The organism is Caulobacter vibrioides, assembly GCF_002310375.3.
In the GTDB taxonomy this organism is placed as follows: domain Bacteria; phylum Pseudomonadota; class Alphaproteobacteria; order Caulobacterales; family Caulobacteraceae; genus Caulobacter; species Caulobacter vibrioides_D.
The window spans coordinates 3,239,401-3,257,212 of sequence record NZ_CP023315.3; the positions used below are offsets into that span (position 1 = coordinate 3,239,401).

Annotated in this window: 11 protein-coding genes and 3 pseudogenes; 8 read left to right on the forward strand and 6 right to left on the reverse strand. The window is 68.0% G+C overall.

The window, feature by feature from the left end:
• Window positions 1-94 precede the first annotated feature (94 nt).
• The gene (locus CA606_RS15360; RefSeq protein WP_423752934.1) at window positions 95-1,150 is read left to right on the forward strand and encodes an endo-1,4-beta-xylanase; all 1,056 of its coding nucleotides are present in this window, start codon (window positions 95-97) and stop codon (window positions 1,148-1,150) included.
• Window positions 1,151-1,478: 328 nt separating this feature from the next.
• Window positions 1,479-2,195, forward strand: coding sequence for a hypothetical protein (locus CA606_RS15365; protein ID WP_181242623.1), 717 nt, complete (start codon window positions 1,479-1,481; stop codon window positions 2,193-2,195).
• Between the two features lie 121 nt (window positions 2,196-2,316).
• Here CA606_RS15365 and CA606_RS20685 read toward each other — a convergent pair.
• Window positions 2,317-2,423 (reverse strand): annotated as a pseudogene (locus CA606_RS20685) (hypothetical protein); the annotation flags it as partial.
• A gap of 128 nt (window positions 2,424-2,551) precedes the next feature.
• On the opposite strand from CA606_RS20685, the gene katG reads away from it, so the two are divergent.
• Window positions 2,552-4,768: a catalase/peroxidase HPI gene (gene katG, locus CA606_RS15370; protein ID WP_181242907.1), complete on the forward strand. Its 2,217-nt coding sequence runs from the start codon at window positions 2,552-2,554 to the stop codon at window positions 4,766-4,768.
• A gap of 239 nt (window positions 4,769-5,007) precedes the next feature.
• Here the strand turns inward: katG and ilvD are convergent, their stop codons facing one another.
• Window positions 5,008-6,864, reverse strand: coding sequence for a dihydroxy-acid dehydratase (gene ilvD / locus CA606_RS15375; RefSeq protein ID WP_096053741.1), 1,857 nt, complete (start codon window positions 6,862-6,864; stop codon window positions 5,008-5,010).
• A 99-nt stretch (window positions 6,865-6,963) separates the two neighbouring features.
• Between ilvD and ilvR the strand changes: the two genes are divergently transcribed.
• From ilvR to CA606_RS15395, 4 genes are all read left to right on the forward strand, one after another.
• Complete coding sequence (ilvR, locus tag CA606_RS15380) at window positions 6,964-7,854, forward strand: LysR-type transcriptional regulator IlvR (protein ID WP_096053740.1); 891 nt, start codon at window positions 6,964-6,966, stop codon at window positions 7,852-7,854.
• Window positions 7,855-7,907: 53 nt separating this feature from the next.
• On the forward strand, window positions 7,908-8,423 hold the full coding sequence (locus tag CA606_RS15385) for a glycine cleavage system protein R (protein ID WP_096053739.1): 516 nt from the start codon (window positions 7,908-7,910) through the stop codon (window positions 8,421-8,423).
• A gap of 118 nt (window positions 8,424-8,541) precedes the next feature.
• Window positions 8,542-8,925 (forward strand): BlaI/MecI/CopY family transcriptional regulator, encoded by a 384-nt coding sequence (locus tag CA606_RS15390; RefSeq protein WP_096053738.1) that lies wholly within the window; start codon window positions 8,542-8,544, stop codon window positions 8,923-8,925.
• Window positions 8,922-10,526 carry a M56 family metallopeptidase gene (locus CA606_RS15395; RefSeq protein ID WP_096053737.1) on the forward strand — a complete coding sequence of 535 codons (1,605 nt, stop codon included), beginning with the start codon at window positions 8,922-8,924 and terminating at the stop codon, window positions 10,524-10,526. Before CA606_RS15390 ends, CA606_RS15395 begins: the two co-directional genes overlap by 4 nt.
• A 56-nt stretch (window positions 10,527-10,582) precedes the next feature.
• On the opposite strand, the pseudogene CA606_RS20690 reads toward CA606_RS15395, so the two are convergent.
• The 4 genes and pseudogenes from CA606_RS20690 to dnaG all read right to left on the reverse strand — a co-directional run.
• Window positions 10,583-10,666, reverse strand: a pseudogene (locus CA606_RS20690) (hypothetical protein); the annotation flags it as partial.
• Window positions 10,667-10,735: 69 nt separating this feature from the next.
• Window positions 10,736-12,697 carry an RNA polymerase sigma factor RpoD gene (rpoD, locus tag CA606_RS15400; RefSeq protein WP_096053736.1) on the reverse strand — a complete coding sequence of 654 codons (1,962 nt, stop codon included), beginning with the start codon at window positions 12,695-12,697 and terminating at the stop codon, window positions 10,736-10,738.
• Window positions 12,698-13,200: 503 nt separating this feature from the next.
• A pseudogene (locus CA606_RS20255) lies at window positions 13,201-13,293 on the reverse strand (hypothetical protein); the annotation flags it as partial.
• Window positions 13,294-13,319: 26 nt separating this feature from the next.
• Complete coding sequence (gene dnaG, locus CA606_RS15405) at window positions 13,320-15,251, reverse strand: DNA primase (RefSeq protein ID WP_096053735.1); 1,932 nt, start codon at window positions 15,249-15,251, stop codon at window positions 13,320-13,322.
• 415 nt (window positions 15,252-15,666) lie between these two features.
• Between dnaG and CA606_RS15410 the strand changes: the two genes are divergently transcribed.
• On the forward strand, window positions 15,667-17,628 hold the full coding sequence (locus CA606_RS15410) for a M61 family metallopeptidase (RefSeq protein ID WP_096053733.1): 1,962 nt from the start codon (window positions 15,667-15,669) through the stop codon (window positions 17,626-17,628).
• Window positions 17,629-17,812 lie beyond the last annotated feature (184 nt).

A 17,812-nucleotide genomic window follows, 5' to 3' on the forward strand; every position in this document is an offset into this window, starting at 1 on the left:
GCGTAGAGCCGGGACCCAGGGGCCACAAGCACGGCGCTTCCTCACCCCCTGGGTCCCGGATCGCCTCTACGAGGCGTCCGGGATGACACGGAAAATGGATCTTACGAGAAGAGCCGCGATCAGCTCCGCCCTGGCGCTGAGCGCCTGCGGACCTGAAGCCAGCAGCGCCCCCATCGCCGACACGCCCCTGAAGTCGATCGCCACGACGCCGGTCGGCGCCTGCGTGCAGCGCCACCAGCTGGACGATCCGGCCTTCGTCGACCGCCTGCTCCGTCACTACGCCCAGCTCACGCCCGAGTGGGAAATGAAGATGGAGTACATCCTCCAGGACGACGGGCGCTTCCGGTTCGATCGCCCCGACGCCATCGCCGACTTCGCCCGCCGCCACGGCCTGCGGCTCTATGGCCACGCCTTGATCTGGTACGCCCAGGTCATGCCCGCCTTCGCCAAGCTGGACGGTCAGGGCCGGCGGTTCGCCGACGCCTATCGCAACTACATCCTGGCGGTCGCGGGCCGCTATCGGGGCCTGGCCGCCGGCTGGGACGTGGTCAATGAGGCGGTGGACGACAACGGCGTCGACCTGCGACGCTCGGCCTGGACCGACAATCTGGGCGTCGACGAGCACATGATCCTGGCGTTTCACCACGCCAAGGAGGCCGACCCCGACGCGGTGCTGTTCATCAACGACTACAATCTCGAGAACAATCCGACCAAGCGGGCGACCTTCCTGCGGATGGTCGAACGGCTGCTGAAGGCCGGCGCCCCGATCGGCGGCATCGGCACCCAGAGCCATCTGGGGCTAGACTTCACCCCGCCGGGGATGTGCCGGATCGCCATGCGCGACCTGGCCAGCCTTGGCCTGCCGATCCATGTCTCCGAGCTGGACATCTCCTTCGGCGACAAGCCCGACCTTTCCCGCCTGCCAAGGCTGCTGACCCGCCAGGCCGACCTCGCCCGCGAGCTGGCCCAGGCCTATATGGACCTGCCCCGCACGCAGCGGTTCGCCTTCAGCGTCTGGGGCGTGCGCGACCGGGACTCCTGGCTGCGCGGCGCGAACGGCGAGCGCCCCTGGGAGCACCCCCTGCCCCTCGACGACGCCGGCCAGCCCAAGCCGATGTTCCAGGCCCTGGCCGAGGTACTGTCGGGCTAGGCGGCGCGGAGACTTCCGGCGCTATCCCGCAAATCTATCCCCGGTGTCGTTCCGGGCGGGTGGGATACGGGGTCATCGACCTATCGCCTCGGCACGGCGCAGCGCCATCCCCAACGCTGGGGCGGCAGCGGCACGGCGTCAATTAGTGCACTGTCACTAGAATTCTGATGATGCGCGCCAAAGACGATCATCATGGCACGCAGATGGCGCTCGCGAGTGCCGTCACCCCATCGCCGTGATTCTTCTGTTTAGTTACGGGCGCGGTTGGCCGTGTCCTTCCGCGAACCTTCGCTTATATTCGCACGGTCAGATTGCGCGGGGGCAGGAATTGAACTTTCAAGATATTCAGAAATGGCTGCGGATCGCTACGGCGGCCGGGATGGTGGCAAGTGTCGCGAACGCTGCGACGCCTGCTAAGCCGAAGGCGCTCAGCGGGCCGGCTCCCGCGATCACGGAGCTGTTCGTGGCCGACATGCTGGGCGCCGATCGTGCGTTCGTCGAGCGCCGGATTGGCCCGGCAAAGTACGTCAACGACGGCGAGCGGAAGTATGTGGTTGCCGGCTGCAACGTGACGATCAACTACAAGGGCAACGCGGTCCGGAACATGGCGATCGACGGGCTGTCGAACCGCTGCACCTTCAACGTCGCCAAGTTCTATCCACAAGAAAGACTAACCGACGCAGCTTCGCTGACCTTCGGTGGCTTCGATAAGATGTTCCGGAACACCGTGTATTTCCCGCAGTGCTTTGGGACATGTGGCAACTCGGCGAACCCGTCTCTAACCGCGCACTATGACGGCTCACATGCGGAACAGTTCGTAGAGATACAGGTCTCGAATAGCTATCCCTATCGGGGCGCGGCGGCGGACAAAGCGTTCAGAAAAGTAATGGATGCAATCACCAGTACGCCAAGCAATATTGATGATAACGCAGATTGTTCAGTCGCCGTCTCAGCAATCGCACAGACCTACTTTACCGGCGTGCAGATAAACAACATCGTCGTCGGCTACGACCTCGACACTAATCCGGCGCGGTGTGGACGATGAGCAAAGCTAACAACGGAACTATGGTGACAATGCACTAATTTGACGTCGAGCCGAGCGCGAGCCTGGGCCGTAGGGAACTGTCGGGAACTAAGCGCACCTTCACCGTAACTCCCGATTCCATATCCCGTGTCATCCCGGGCGGCGTAGCCGACCCGGGACCCAGGGGCGGCGCGCACCGTGCTTTGTCACCCCCTGGGTCCCGGATAGCCTCTGCGAGGCTTCCGGGATGACACGCTTTGATGGGGCGAGCCTGCGCCCCCACACCTCCGCCGCGTTCGGAGTGGTTTTTCCTATCTAAGTGATAAGAACAATCAATTTTACCGATGGTCGAAAAGGTAGTGTCCTCAGTCGCCGGGGTGATGGAAACACCTGCGCGGAGGAACACACCAATGGACGCCAAGGTCGAAGACAATATCGCGGGCCAATGCCCGATGGGCCACGGTCGTGGTCGCGCCAATCGTGATTGGTGGCCGCAGAACCTGCGCCTGGAAGGCCTGAACCAGCATTCGCCGCGCTCCAATCCCATGGGCGAGGCGTTCGATTACGCCGAGGCGTTCAAGAGCCTCGACCTCAACGCGGTCGTCAACGACCTGCACGCCCTGATGACCGACAGCCAGGACTGGTGGCCGGCCGACTTTGGTCACTACGGCGGCCTGTTCATTCGCCTGGCCTGGCACAGCGCCGGCACCTATCGCATCACCGACGGTCGCGGCGGCGCGGGCGGCGGGCAGCAGCGCTTCGCCCCGCTCAACAGCTGGCCGGACAACGCCAACCTCGACAAGGCCCGCCGCCTGCTGTGGCCGATCAAGCAGAAGTACGGCGCCAAACTGTCGTGGGCCGACCTCTATGTGCTGGTCGGCAACGTCGCCCTGGAGTCGATGGGCTTCAAGACGTTCGGCTTCGCCGGCGGTCGCGCCGACCAGTGGGAGCCCGAGGAGCTGTACTGGGGTCCCGAAGGTTCGTGGCTGGGCGACGAGCGCTACAGCGGCGAGCGCGAGCTGGATTCGCCCCTGGGCGCGGTCCAGATGGGCCTCATCTACGTCAATCCCGAAGGCCCGAACGGCAACCCCGATCCGCTGGCCTCGGCGCGCGACATCCGCGAGACCTTCGCCCGCATGGCGATGAACGACGAAGAGACCGTGGCGCTGATCGCCGGCGGCCACACCTTCGGCAAGACGCACGGCGCGGGTGATCCGTCCCTCATCGGTCCCGAGCCGGAAGGCGGCGCGATCGAGGACCAGGGCCTGGGCTGGAAGAGCAAGTACGGCACGGGCAAGGGCGCCGACGCCATCACCGGCGGTCCGGAAGTGATCTGGACCCAGACGCCGACGCGCTGGAGCAACCACTACTTCGACAACCTGTTCAAGTTCGAGTGGGAGCTGACCGAAAGCCCGGCCGGCGCCAAGCAGTGGCAGGCCAAGAACGCCCCGGCCGACATCCCGGACGCGTTTGACCCGAGCAAGACGCACGCGCCGCGCATGCTGACGAGCGATCTGGCCCTGCGCTTTGATCCGGCCTACGAAAAGATCTCGCGCCGGTTCTACGAGAACCCGGACCAGTTCGCCGACGCCTTCGCCCGCGCCTGGTTCAAGCTGACCCACCGCGACATGGGTCCGATCGGCCGCTATCTGGGCCCGCTGGTCCCCAAGGAAGAGCTGATCTGGCAGGACCCGATCCCGCCGGTCGACCACCCGCTGGTCGACGATCAGGACATCGCGGAGCTTAAGGCCAAGATCCTGGCCACCGGCCTGTCGGTGTCGGAACTGGTTTCGACCGCCTGGGCCTCGGCCTCGACCTATCGCAAGTCGGACAAGCGCGGCGGCGCCAATGGCGCCCGCGTTCGGCTGGCGCCGCAGAAGGATTGGGCGGTCAACAACCCGCCGGTCCTGGCCAAGGTGCTGTCGGTCCTCGAGGGCGTCCAGCAGGCGTTCAACGCCAGCGCCGGTCGCGGCAAGAAGATCTCGCTGGCCGATCTGATCGTGCTGGGCGGCGCGGCGGCCATCGAGAAGGCGGCCAAGGACGCCGGCAGCAGCGTCACGGTGCCGTTCGCGCCGGGCCGCATGGACGCCTCGGCCGAACAGACCGACGCCCACTCGTTCGAGGCCCTGGAACCGCGCTCGGACGGCTTCCGCAACTATCGCGGCCCGGGCAAGCACTACATGGCCCCGGAAGAGGCCCTGGTCGACCGCGCCCAGCTTCTGGGCCTGTCTGGTCCGGAAATGACGGTTCTGGTCGGCGGCCTGCGCGTGCTGGACGCCAACGCCGGCGGCTCCAAGGACGGGGTGTTCACCGACCGCCCCGGCGTGCTGACCAACGACTTCTTCGTCAACCTGCTCAGCATGGGCACGACCTGGAGCCCGACGGCGGCCAACGCCTTCGCCGGTCATGACCGCACGTCGAGCGAGCCGCGCTGGACGGCGACCCGCGTCGACCTGATCTTCGGCTCCCACGCCGAAATGCGGGCCTTCGCCGAGGTCTATGCCTGCGCCGACGCGCAAGAGAAGTTCGTCTGCGACTTCGTCACCGCCTGGAACAAGGTGATGAACGCCGACCGCCTGGATCTAGCGGCTTAGGATCTAGCGACTGAAGATCCAGAGGCCCCGGCGGAAACGCCGGGGCCTTTTTCTTGGGCTCTTTGATCCTGAGGATGGACGCCGCTAGGGGAGCCGCCCTCGCCCTTCGACAAGCTCAGGGTGAGGACGAATGTTGGCCTCGGCTAGCTCAAAATCCTCATCCTGAGCCTGTCGAAGGACGAGGATTTCCAACCGAACCGGCGACAAGGCCGAACGCTAGCTCAGCCTCTTTTCTGCGCTCAGCGACCCCGCTCCACCTGGCTGACATCGCGCACCGCGCCCTTGGCGGCGTTGGTGGTCATGGCGGCGTAGGCGCGCAGGGCGGGGCTGACCTCGCGCTGGCGATCCTTCGGCGTCCAGGCGGCCTTGCCCCGCGCCAGCTGCGCCTCGCGACGGGCGGCCAGCACCGCGTCGGAGACCTCCAGGGTGATCCCGCGCGTCGGGATGTCGATCAGGATCGGGTCGCCGGTCTCCACCAAGGCGATCAGGCCGCCCTCGCCGGCTTCGGGCGAGACGTGGCCGATCGACAGGCCCGAGGTGCCGCCCGAGAAGCGGCCGTCGGTGATCAGGGCGCAGGCCGCGCCCAGGCCCTTCGATTTCAGATAGGTGGTCGGGTACAGCATCTCCTGCATGCCCGGCCCGCCCTTGGGGCCTTCATAGCGGATGACCACGACCTCGCCGGCCTTGACCTGACCGCCCAGGATGCCGCTGACCGCCGCCTCCTGGCTCTCATAGACGCGCGCCGTGCCCCGGAAGTTCAGGATCGACTCGTCGACGCCCGCCGTCTTCACGATGCAGCCCTCGGGCGCCAGGTTGCCGAACAGCACCGCCAGCCCGCCGTCCTTGGAGAACGGATGCTCGACCGAGCGGATGACGCCCTTCTCGCGGTCAAGGTCCAGCTCTTCCCAGCGGGCGGCCTGGCTGAAGGCGATCTGGGTCGGCTTGCCGCCCGGCGCGGCGCGGAAGAGTTCGTGGGCGACGGCGCTGTTGGTGCGGCCGATGTCCCAGCGGGCCAGGGCCTCGGCCATGGTCGGGGCGTGGACGGTCGGCTGGCTGGCGTCAATCAGGCCGCCGCGCTCCAGCTCGCCCAGAATGGCCATGACCCCGCCGGCCCGGTGGACGTCCTCCATATGCACGTCGCTCTTGGCCGGCGCCACCTTGGACAGGCACGGCACGCGGCGGGACAGCCGGTCGATGTCGGCCATGCTGAAGTCGATCCCGCCCTCATGCGCGGCGGCCAGCAGGTGCAGCACGGTGTTGGTCGAGCCGCCCATGGCGATGTCCAGGCTCATGGCGTTTTCGAACGCGGCCCGGGTGGCGATGCCGCGCGGCAGGGCGGTCGGATCCTCCTGCTCGTACCAGCGCTGGCACAGATCCACGACGAGGCGTCCGGCTTCCTTGAACAGGGCTTCCCGGTCAGCGTGGGTGGCCAAAACAGAGCCGTTGCCCGGCAGCGATAGGCCCAGGGCCTCGGTCAGGCAGTTCATCGAGTTGGCGGTAAACATGCCCGAGCACGAGCCGCAGGTCGGGCACGCGGCCTTCTCGATCGCCTCGACCTCTTCGTCGGAATACTTGTCGTCGGCGGCCACGACCATGGCGTCCACCAGGTCCAGGGCGCGGATCTGGCCCTTCACCGTCACCTTGCCGGCCTCCATCGGCCCGCCGGAAACGAAGACGACCGGGATGTTCAGGCGCATGGCGGCCATCAGCATGCCGGGCGTGATCTTGTCGCAGTTGGAGATGCAGACGATCGCGTCGGCGCAGTGGGCGTTGACCATGTACTCGACGCTGTCGGCGATCAGGTCGCGGCTGGGCAGCGAGTACAGCATCCCGCCGTGGCCCATGGCGATGCCGTCGTCGACGGCGATGGTGTTGAACTCCTTGGCCACGCCCCCGGCCGCCTCGATCTCGCGCGCGACCAGCTGGCCCAGGTCCTTCAGGTGCACGTGGCCGGGCACGAACTGGGTGAAGCTGTTGGCCACCGCGATGATCGGCTTGCCAAAGTCGCTGTCCTTCATGCCGGTGGCGCGCCAGAGGCCCCGGGCGCCGGCCATGTTGCGGCCGTGGGTGGAGGTGCGTGAGCGATAGGGAGGCATGAGAGAAATCCAGTGTCGGTCGTGGGGTCTTTCTAGGCCAAGGCGCTTCAATCTAAAAATATATTAGTCGGCGCCGATTAGGTCGCTAAACATATCAGTATGGACATCCGTCAGTTCCGCCACTTCGCCGCCGTCGCCGAGACCCTGCACTTCGGGCGGGCCGCCGAGCGCCTGGGGATCACCCAGCCGCCGCTCAGCCAATCGATCCAGGCGCTGGAAAAGGCGATGGGCGCGCCGCTCTTCGCCCGCACCAAGCGGCACGTTGAACTGACCGCGCTGGGCCAGCAGTGGCTGCCGCATGTGCGCGAGGCCCTGGCGGCGATCGACGCCCTGCCCGACACCGCCCGCCGCCTGCGTGACGGCCAGACCGGCTATCTGTCGCTGTCGTTCGTCAGCACCGCCGACTACAGCGTCCTGCCCGACCTCGTCCGGCGCTACGCCAAGGCCTTTCCCGGCGTCGAGATCCAGCTGGTCGAGGCCACCAGCGACGTTCAGGTGCCCGCGGTGCTGGCCGGCGAGCGGCATGCGGGCATCGTCATCCCGCCGCCCAACCGGACCTTGCCTGCGCCCCTGGCCTATCGGCGGCTGGTGTCCGAACCCCTGGTCGCCGTCACGCCCGAGGCGTGGGCCGCCGAAGGGCCGCTGGACCTCGGCGCCCTGGCGGACGTTCCGCTGGTGCTGTTTCCTCGAACCGTGGCGCCGGCGTTCCACGACCTTGTCACCGGCTATGTCGCCGCGCGCGGCCAGCCCGTCCGGATCGTCCAGGAAGCGATCCAGATGCAGACGATCATCAGCCTGGTCTCGGCGGGCCTAGGCATGGCGCTGGCGCCCGCCTCGCTACGGAAACTGGCCCGTGCGGGGGTTCGCTATGTCGACCTCGTCGATCCCCCGATCCTGGAGACGGGCCTTGTCTGGCGACGCGACGAGGCCGCCCCGACCCTGCAGGGCCTGCTGCGCCTCGTGGCCGAGGACGGGTCCGCCCTGGATTGACGCCGGCCAAGGCGCGTGGCTGGCTCGGGCGAAACAAGCCTTAGGGAGCTCTCATGGCCAACCTGATCCTCAGCGTCGTCGGCAGCGACCGGCCCGGCCTCACCGAGGCCCTGGCCAAGGCGGTGTTGTCGGCCGGCGGCAACTGGCTAGAGAGCCATCTGAGCCAACTGGGCGGGCTCTATGTCGGCTCGGTGCTGGTCGCGCTGGACGCCGGCTCGGTGGACGCCCTGCGCGCCGCCGTCGCCAAGGTCGACGCCCAAGGGCTGGAGGTGCGGATCGCGCCGGCGCTGGAGGCCGCCCCCGCAGCGGGCGAGACCGTCGCCTTTAGCCTGGTCGGCCAGGACCGCCCGGGCATCGTGGCCCAAGTCACCGCCGTGCTGAGCGGCCTTGGCGCCAATATCGAGACCTTCGAGACCCGCCTCAGCGTCGAGCCCTATTCCGGCGCGCCGCTGTTCCACATGGACGCTCGCCTGCGCCTGCCCTCCACGCTGTCGGCTGGAGCGGTGCAGGCGGCGCTGGAGAATATCTCCGGCGAGATCATGGTCGATGTAACGGTGGGCGAGGCCTGAGCGCGAACCCGACGCGCCGAAAGACCTCGTGACAGGCCTGCGGATTACGGCGAGTTCACTTTCATCGCTACAAATGTAGCGCTACAGGTGTAGCGAACTCAGCTTCTGAGGCCGCCCCTTGATCGACGCCCTGCCCCGCCGCGAACGCGAGGTCTTCGAGACCGTCTGCCGCCTGGAAAGCGGCACCACCGCCGAGGTCCGCGCCGCCCTCGCCGATCCCTTGAGCGACTCCGCCGTCCGCACGCTGCTGGTCCGGCTGGAGAGCAAGGGCATGGTCGAGCGCTCGTCCGGCGCGCACGGCGTCGTCTATCGCCCCGCCCAGAGCGCCGAGACCGTCGCGGTCGGGGCCTTGCGGCGCCTGATCGACACCTTCTTCGCCGGCTCGGCCGCCAGCGCCGCCAGCGCCCTGCTGGGCCTTGGCCAGAAGCTGACGCCGGAAGAAGCCGCCGCCCTCGAGGCGATGATCGACAAGGCCACTCAGGACGGGAAGGACAAGCGATGACCTGGACGCTGCTGATTTCGCTGCTGATCAAGTCCAGCCTGATCGCCGGCGGGGGCCTGGCCGCCTCCCGTCATCTGACTCAGCGCCCCGTCGAGCGGGTCGATATCCTGCGCGGCACCGTCTGCCTGCTGCTGGCCCTGCCGGTGATCATGAACGCTCTGCCGCCGATCGAGCTGGCCCTGCTGCCACCGCTGACCGACGCACCCGCCCTCGCCACCTCGACGATCGCCTCCCTCACCCCGCCGCCCTCGGCCCCCGCCTGGGCGACGCCGGGCGCGATCCTGGGCGGCCTTTGGCTGCTGGGGGCGGCGCTGATCGGCGGGCGGCTGGCGCTGGGTCTTCGCACCTTGACCCGCTGGACCCGGAAGGCCGATCCCGTCGTCTGCCCCGCGTGGCTGGCGCCCATCGAAGATCTGCCGCCCGCCGACCGCCCCAACCTCGTCTGCTCCGACCGCGTGGCCGGTCCCTTGAGCTGGGGCGTTGCGCCGGGGGCGATCCTGATCAATCGCGCCACCCTCGCCGAACGCCATACCGCGCCGGCGATCATGGCGCACGAGCTGGCCCATCTGCGCCGCCACGACTGGGTCTTCCTGCTGATCTCGCGCGTCGTGCTGGCGATCTTCTGGTTCAACCCGCTGGTCTGGCGGCTGCACGCGGTGCTGCGCCAGCGCTCGGAAGAAGCCGCCGACGCCGCCGCGCTCGGTTTCGTCGACCGCGCCCTCTACGCCCGCACCCTGGTGCGTCTGGCCGCCCATCCCACGCCGCGTCTCGCGCCCGTCGCCTCGCTGCCCATGGCAGCTGACAGCCGGACCCTGAAATCGAGGATCGCCAGCATCATGACCGACACGCCCGCCCGCCGCCGCCCCCTGACCGTCGGCCTCTGCATCGGCGCGCTGGCGCTGGTCGCCGCGCCGCTCGCCGCCTTCGCCGTCACCCGCCAGATCGCGCCGCCGGTCCCGCCCGCGCCGCCCGCCCCGGTGGTCAGCGCAGCCTTGCCGCCCGCGCCCCCGGCGCCACACGCGCCGGTCGCGCCCGTGGCGGCGGTCGCCCCGACCGCAGCGCCATCGCCCCCCGCGCCGCCGGCTCCAGACGCCGACGCCGACGCCTATGACCTAAGCCAAGCGCGGGCTCAGGCCCATTGGGCCAGGGCCCAGGCCGACGCAGTGCGTGTCAACGCCGAGGAAATCCGACGCCAGGTCGAGGCCCACCGGGACGAGATCAAGGCCGCCGCGCGCGCGGCCGGCGCGGAGGCCCGCGCCTACGCCCAGCAAGCCCACATCTCGGCCGCTGAGGCTCGCCGCATCGGCGAGGAGGCGCGCAAGGTTGGCGAGATCGCCCGCGTCGCGGCGATGAAGCAAGCCTACCTCGACATGGCCAGGGGCGCCGATCAGATGCGCGCCGGCGCCCGCCAGATGCGCGAGGAAGCGCACCGCCTGCACGACCCGGCCTACCGCGCCAAGCAGATCGCCGAGAACGCCGCGCGCGGCGCGACCGTGACCGACGAGGAGCTGCAAGACGTGGCCCGCCGCATGCCGGCTCAGGCCGAAACCATGGAGCGCGAGGCCGACCGCCTGGAGCAACGGGCGCGGGAGCGGCTGTAGGGGGAGACACACGCGCCCCCTCCGTCACGCGGCTGCGCCGCGCGCCACCTCCCCCGTTACACGGGTGAGGAGAACGGGGCTCCCTCCTGCCCCGCTTGCGGGGGAGGTGGATCGGCGCGTAGCGACGAGACGGAGGGGGCGCTAAATCCCCAAACAAAAACGCCCCGGCCTTTCGACCGGGGCGTCTTCTTTTGCGCTGAGCCTGACCCTTACGAGTCCAGGAAGCTGCGCAGCTTGCGCGACCGCGAGGGGTGCTTGAGCTTGCGCAGGGCTTTCGCCTCGATCTGACGGATGCGTTCGCGGGTCACCGAGAACTGCTGGCCGACTTCTTCCAGCGTGTGGTCGGTGTTCATGCCGATGCCAAAGCGCATGCGCAGCACGCGCTCTTCACGCGGGGTCAGCGAGGCCAGCACGCGAGTGGTGGTTTCGCGCAGGTTGGACTGGATGGCCGCGTCGATCGGCAGGACGGCGTTCTTGTCCTCGATGAAGTCGCCCAGGTGGCTGTCTTCTTCATCGCCGATCGGCGTCTCGAGCGAGATCGGCTCCTTGGCGATCTTCAGGACCTTGCGGACCTTTTCCAGCGGCATGGCCAGCTTTTCGGCCAGCTCTTCGGGGGTCGGCTCGCGGCCGATCTCGTGCAGCATCTGGCGGCTGGTGCGGACGATCTTGTTGATCGTCTCGATCATGTGCACCGGGATACGGATGGTGCGGGCCTGGTCGGCGATCGAGCGGGTGATCGCCTGACGGATCCACCAGGTGGCGTAGGTCGAGAACTTGTAGCCGCGGCGATATTCGAACTTATCGACGGCCTTCATCAGGCCGATATTGCCCTCCTGGATCAGGTCCAGGAACTGCAGGCCGCGGTTGGTGTACTTCTTGGCGATCGAGATCACGAGGCGCAGGTTCGCCTCGACCATTTCCTTCTTGGCCTGACGGGCTTCGCGCTCGCCCTTCTGCACGGTCTGGACGATGCGGCGATAGTCGTCGATCGGCACGCCGGTTTCGGTGGCCAGGGCGGCGATCTCGCCACGGATGTCGGTGACCGACTGGCTGTCGTTCTCGACGAACTTGGTCCAGCGCACGCCCATCGCCTTGACCTGGTCGGTCCAGGTCGGGTTCAGCTCGGCGCCGAAATAGGCCTTGAGGAACTCGCCGCGGCTGATGCCGTAGCTGTCGGCCAGGCGCAGCAGGCGCCCCTCCAGACCGATCAGGCGCTTGTTGATCGCATAGAGCTGCTCGACCAGAGCCTCGATGCGGTTGTTGTTCAGCTTCAGCGTCTTCAGGTGCTGGATGATCGTCGCCGACAGGCCCTCATAGGCCTTGCGGTCGGCGTCCGACAGGTCCTCGCCCTTCAGGCGGCTGCCGACCAGCTTGTCCTGCAGCTTGCGGAAGGCTTCGAACTCGCTGGCGATGGCGTCCAGGATGGCCATGACGCCTTCGCGCAGCTCGCCTTCCATGGCGCTGACGGTGGGACCCGCGCCGTCGTCGAAGTCGTCCTCGTCCTCGCCTTCGCCCTCGGGCTTGGGCTCGCCGGCGGCCTCCTGGTCGACCGGCTCGGCCGGTTCGCCGTCATCGTCCTCGGCGGCCGGCTGGGCGGCCACGCCGTTGATCGCGGCGTAGGTGCCTTCCAGGTCGATGACTTCGCGCAGCAGGATGCGGCCCGTGCCCAGTTCCTCGCGCCACACCATGATGGCTTCGAAGGTCAGGGCCGACTCGCAGAGGCCGCGGATCATCGTGTCGCGGCCGGCCTCGATGCGCTTGGCGATGGCGATTTCGCCCTCGCGCGACAAAAGCTCCACCGAGCCCATCTCGCGCAGGTACATGCGCACCGGGTCGTCGGTGCGGTCATAGGCCGCAGGCTTGTCGCTGGCGATGACGGTCGTGTTCTCGTCGCGCGTGGCGACTTCGCCGCCTTCGGCGTTCTCGGCGTCTTCCTCGGCCTCGACCACGTTGACGCCCATTTCGCTGAGCATGGCCAGCGTGTCTTCGATGGCGTCGGGGCTGACTTCCTCGGACGGCAGCACCTTGTTCAGCTCGTCCATCGTGACGTAGCCGCGGGCTTTGGCCTGCTTGATGAACTTCTTGACGCCGGCGTCGGTCAGATCGAGCAGGGGACCGTCACCACCGGTGGATTCGGGCGCTTCTGTCTCGGCCGAGGAATTGTTGCTCATCAAGCTCTCCGAAGTCGACGCGACGCCCTCGCGAGGCCCGCGTCGATAAAACCTTTGCGAAATGGCTTGCCTGCCCGATCCGCGCCTTGATCAGCGCTTACCCAAGGATCACGTTCCCGTCAGACGGCACGCCCGCGCTCTGGTTCGCCATGTCGAAGCGCTCCGCGGGAAACCGGCGGAGGTCCAGGCGATGAGCACGGCGAGCTTTTCCCTGAACGGGTCGGCGACCGCTGGGGATCTGAGGCGGCGGCGAGGGTGACATCCTGTTTCGATAAGGGCGCGCGCTCCGGCGGCCCGAGCGATGTCAATCAGCTGCTTGGCAAATCCTTGAGTCGGCATGTGGCTTTGGGTGACGCCGGTGTCAAGATGGGACGTGGGGGAATTGGCGTTTGGTGCGCCTATTTAGCCCTAAGCCCTAGGGTCCGGACCCCGTTGCAGAGACGAAAGCCGCCGATCCCGCAAAGACCGAACCTCTCGTCATCCCGGAAGCCTCGCAGAGGCTATCCGGGACCCAGGGGCCGGCGCAGTGCGGTCGCCCCTGGGTCCCGGCGCTGCAGCCCGCAAGCGGGCTTCCGGCCGGGATGACAAGAGAGAATGACTCCAGCTGACCGAAGGCTACCCCCTAGTGCAACACCTGGGACACCAGCGCGGGGTCGGTCCAGCCGCCGCTTTCGATCAGGCGCTTGACCGCGTCGCGTTCGGTCTTCAGGCGCAGCAGGGTCTGGAAGTCGCTGTCGTCGGCGAGGTCGGTCTTGGCGTCGTCGACCGCCCGCTCCAGCGCGGTCAGGCGTAGCAGCAGGTCGAAGGCCTGCGACCAGAGCCCTCGGATCGCCTCCTCAGGGCTCTGGGCCGCGCTCTGGGCGACATCGAGGGCCTTCACGTGGGCGGCCGCGCGCTCCAGGGCCGCCATAACGCCCTCGTCATAGCCCGCCGAGGCCAGCCGCCCCCGGAGCAGGCCGGTCTCGACGTGATCGGCCTCCAGCCGCAGGTTGACCAACTCGTGGGCGATGGCGTCCAGGCGCTCGTCGCCGAAGCCCTGGTTCATCAGCACCTCGATACGATCGTCGACCACCTTGGGGTCGCGGATCGCGGCGATCAGCAGAGCCGCCGAGAACGGGCGCGGCGCCTGGTGCAGGGCGGCGGCGGCCTGACGGCCTTCGGCGGTGGCGCCCTCCAGGCGGGGCTTGCCCCAGGGACGTCGCGGACTGTTGTCCCAGCGCTGGCGCGACAGGGCGCGGCCCGCGTCGCTGGCGTCGGCCTTGACGCGGCGCGCGGCGCGCATCTCGTCCAGCCGGTCCAGCAGCTCTTCCTTATAGGCGTGCGCCAGGTCCTTGTCGGCGATGGTCGCCGCCAGGGTGCGCAGGCGGACCTTCAGGTTCGTGCGCTGTTCGGGCGTGTCGAAGGGTTCGACCTCTTTCTCGCGCTCGAACAGGGCCTGGACGAAGGGCTTGGTGTCGGAGACCTGGGCTTTCAGCGCCGCCGCCCCCTGCTCGCGCAGCACATCGTCGGGGTCCTTGCCGCCGACGGGCATGGAGAACAGGAACGAGCGGCCGGGCTTGAGCAGCGGCAGGGCGCGGTCGATGGCCCGGTCGGCGGCGCGGCGGCCGGCCTTGTCGCCGTCAAAGCACAGGGTCGGGGTCGGATGCAGGCGCCACAGCCCCTCCATCTGCTCCTCGGTCAGGGCTGTGCCCATAGCCGCCACGGCGGGGATCCCCGCGCGCTGGCAGGCGATGACGTCCATATAGCCCTCGACCACCACCATCGGCGGCTTCTCGCCGCCGCTCTGGCCGGCGTGCAGGATCTTGCGGGCCTCGAACAGGCCATACAGCACCCGCCCCTTGTGGAAGAGGCTGGTCTCGGGGCCGTTCAGATACTTGGCGCGGGCGGCGGGATCCATGGCCCGGCCGCCGAACGAGACGACCTTTCCCCGGCTGTCGGTGATCGGGAAGATGATCCGGTCGCGGAAGCGGTCATAGGGCGCCCCGCCATCCTCGGGGGCGATCAGCACGCCGGCGTCCACCAGGTCGCCCGGCTTGGCGCCCTTGGCGATCAGATAGTCCTTCAGCCCCGTGCGGTTGTTGGGCGCAAACCCGATGCGGAAGCGGCTCCACTCGCTCTCGGGCAGGCCGCGCTTTTCCAGATAGGCGCGAGCGCCCTGGCCGACGGGACGGCGCAGCTCGCTCTCGAACCAGGCGGCCGCCAGCTCCATCCAGTCGCCGAGCGAGGATCGCTTCTGCTCTTCGCGGGCGGCCCGGGGGTCCACCTCGGGCAGGCTCATGCCCGCCTCGGCCGCCAGCCGCTCGACGGCTTCCGCGAAGGTCAGCCGCTCGGTCTCCTGCAGGAAGCTGATGATGTCGCCGTGCTTGCCGCTGGAGAAGCAGTGATAGAAGCCCTTCTCGTCGTTGACGAAGAACGACGGGCTCTTTTCCTTGGTGAACGGCGACAGCCCCGCATACTCGCGCCCCTGCCGCCGCAGCTTCACCGTCTTGCCGACGACGTCGGACGGGCGAAGGCGGGACTTCAGTTCTTCGAGAAAGCGGTCGTCGAAACGCATGGCGGTGGGCGAAACTTCGCGGACTTGAACCGGGCACCTTATCTGGCGAGCCGTCTCGCCAGAACCGGACGTGAGCGGCCGTCCAAGCCCATATCGCGAGTCCCCCACAGGTTACTCACAGATTAACCCATCCCAGGACCCAGCAAGCATCAATCCTCCCCCCAGCGGGGGAAGTGTCGGCGCGAAGCGGCGACGGAGGGGGAAGTGGTCGGAGCAGCAGGACTTCCCCCTCCGGCCCTTCGGGCCACCTCCCCCGCTGGGGGGAGGATTTCAGTTACGTCAAAGACGCTTCGTTTCAGGCCCGAAACGAACGCCCGACATTCCGCATGCGGAGGCCAACTCGCCCTCGACAAGGGGCGGATAAGGCCACAAACATCCCGGCTTCTCGTCGCGGGAAGCATGCCCGCGCGCCGCATTGGGGTGTTTCGTGAAAGCGCTGTTCTTCTCGGTCTCCGTCCTGTCCCTGGCCGCCACGGCCGCCCTGGCCCAGACGCCGGCCCCGGCGCCCTCGCAGCCGATGCCGGAATCGGCAGCGCCGACGACGCCGATCCCCGCCCCGCAGGACATCCCCTACGCCGGCACGCTGAAGCTGGCCGTCGACGCCACCGACCTTGACCGCAAGATCTGGAGCGTCACCACGACGATCCCGGTCAGCAAGCCCGGCGCCTTCACCTTCCTCTATCCGCAGTGGGTTCCGGGCGGCCACTCGCCGCGCAACGACCTGGACAAGCTGGCCGGCCTGGTGGTCACGGCGAACGGTAAGCGCATCCCCTGGAAGCGCGACGTCATCAGCGTCCACGCCTTCCATGTCGACGTGCCCGCCGACGTCAGCGAGATTGAGGTCAGCTACCAGTTCCTGACCGCCGTCGAGGGCCGGATCGGCCGGATCGAGGTCACCCAGGAGATGCTGAACCTGCAGTGGCTGCAGGTCGCGCTCTATCCGGCCGGCTACTACACCCGCCGCATCCCGATCGAGGCCAGCGTCAAGCTGCCGGAGGGCTGGAAGCTGGCCACCGCGCTGGAGACCGCCAAGGTCGAGGGCCAGGTCACCACCTTCAAGCCGACCACGGTCGAGACCCTGGTCGACAGCCCGATCTTCGCGGGCAAGTACTTCAAGTCGATCGACCTGGATCCGACCGGCCCCGCGCCCGTGCGCCTGAACCTGGTGGCCGACAGCCCCGAACTGCTGGAGGCCAAGCCCGAGCATATCCAGGTCCACAAGGACCTCGTGCAGCAGGCCTACAAGGTGTTCGGCTCGCACCACTACGATCACTACGACTTCCTGGTCGCCCTGTCGGACCGCCTGGGCGGCATCGGCCTGGAGCACCACCGCTCGAGCGAAAACCGCGTCACGCCCAAGTACTTCACCGAGTGGGACAAGAGCTTCGTGGGCCGCGACCTGCTCAGCCACGAGTTCACCCACTCGTGGAACGGCAAGTTCCGTCGCGCCGCCGACCTGTGGACGCCGAACCTGAACGTGCCGATGCGCGACAGCCTGATGTGGGTCTATGAGGGCCAGACCCAGTATTGGGGCAATGTGCTGGCCGCCCGCTCGGGCCTCCTGACCAAGCAGCAGGCCATGGACTCCATCGCCGCCACGGCCGCCGCCTACGACAACCGTCGCGGCCGCGACTGGCGCCCGGTGCAGGACACCACCAACGATCCGATCATCGCCAACCGCCGTCCGCTGTCGTGGCTGTCGTGGCAGCGCAGCGAGGACTACTACTCCGAGGGCATGCTGGTCTGGCTCGACGCCGACACGGTGATCCGCGAGAAGACCGGCGGCAAGAAGTCGCTGGACGACTTCGCCAAGGCCTTCTTCGGCGTCGACAACGGCTCGTACGTACCGCGCACCTATGTGTTCGAGGACGTGGTCGCGGCCCTGAACGGCGTCGTGGCCCATGACTGGGCCACGTTCCTGAAGACCCGCATCGAAGAGGTCCAGACCAAGGCGCCGCTCGATGGCCTGGAGCGCGGCGGCTACAAGCTGGTCTACACCGAGACCCCGACCGAGTTCATGAAGGCCGCCGAGACCCGCTCGCGGGGGACGGCCCTGCCCTATTCGCTGGGCCTGAGCCTGGGTTCGGACGGCGTCATCTCCGACGTCCAGTGGGGCGGCCCGGCGTTCAAGGCCGGCCTCACCCAGGGCCTGACCGTGGTGGCGGTCAACGGCGAACAGATGGACGGCGACAAGCTGAAGGCGGCGGTCAAGGCCGCCGCAAAGCCCGAGAACCCGCTGGTCGAGCTGCTGATCAAGGACGGCTTCCGCTACAAGATGGTCAAGATCGACTATCGCGGCGGGCTTCGCTATCCGCGCCTGGAGCGGATCGCCGGCGCCCCGGATCGCCTGGGCGACATCCTGACGCCGCGCAAGTAGGGCGGCCGGGCGGCCTTGCGACTCGTTCGCAGGCTGCGACGATATGGGGAAGGGCGGAACGACGGCGATTGCGTCATCTTCCGTCCTGTTCGATCCCTCTGAACGCGTACAAGAAAGGGCCCGCCCCTCCTAAGCGGGCCCTTTTTTCATGGGCCGTTTCACGCGGGGCGTTCTGAGCGCCGTG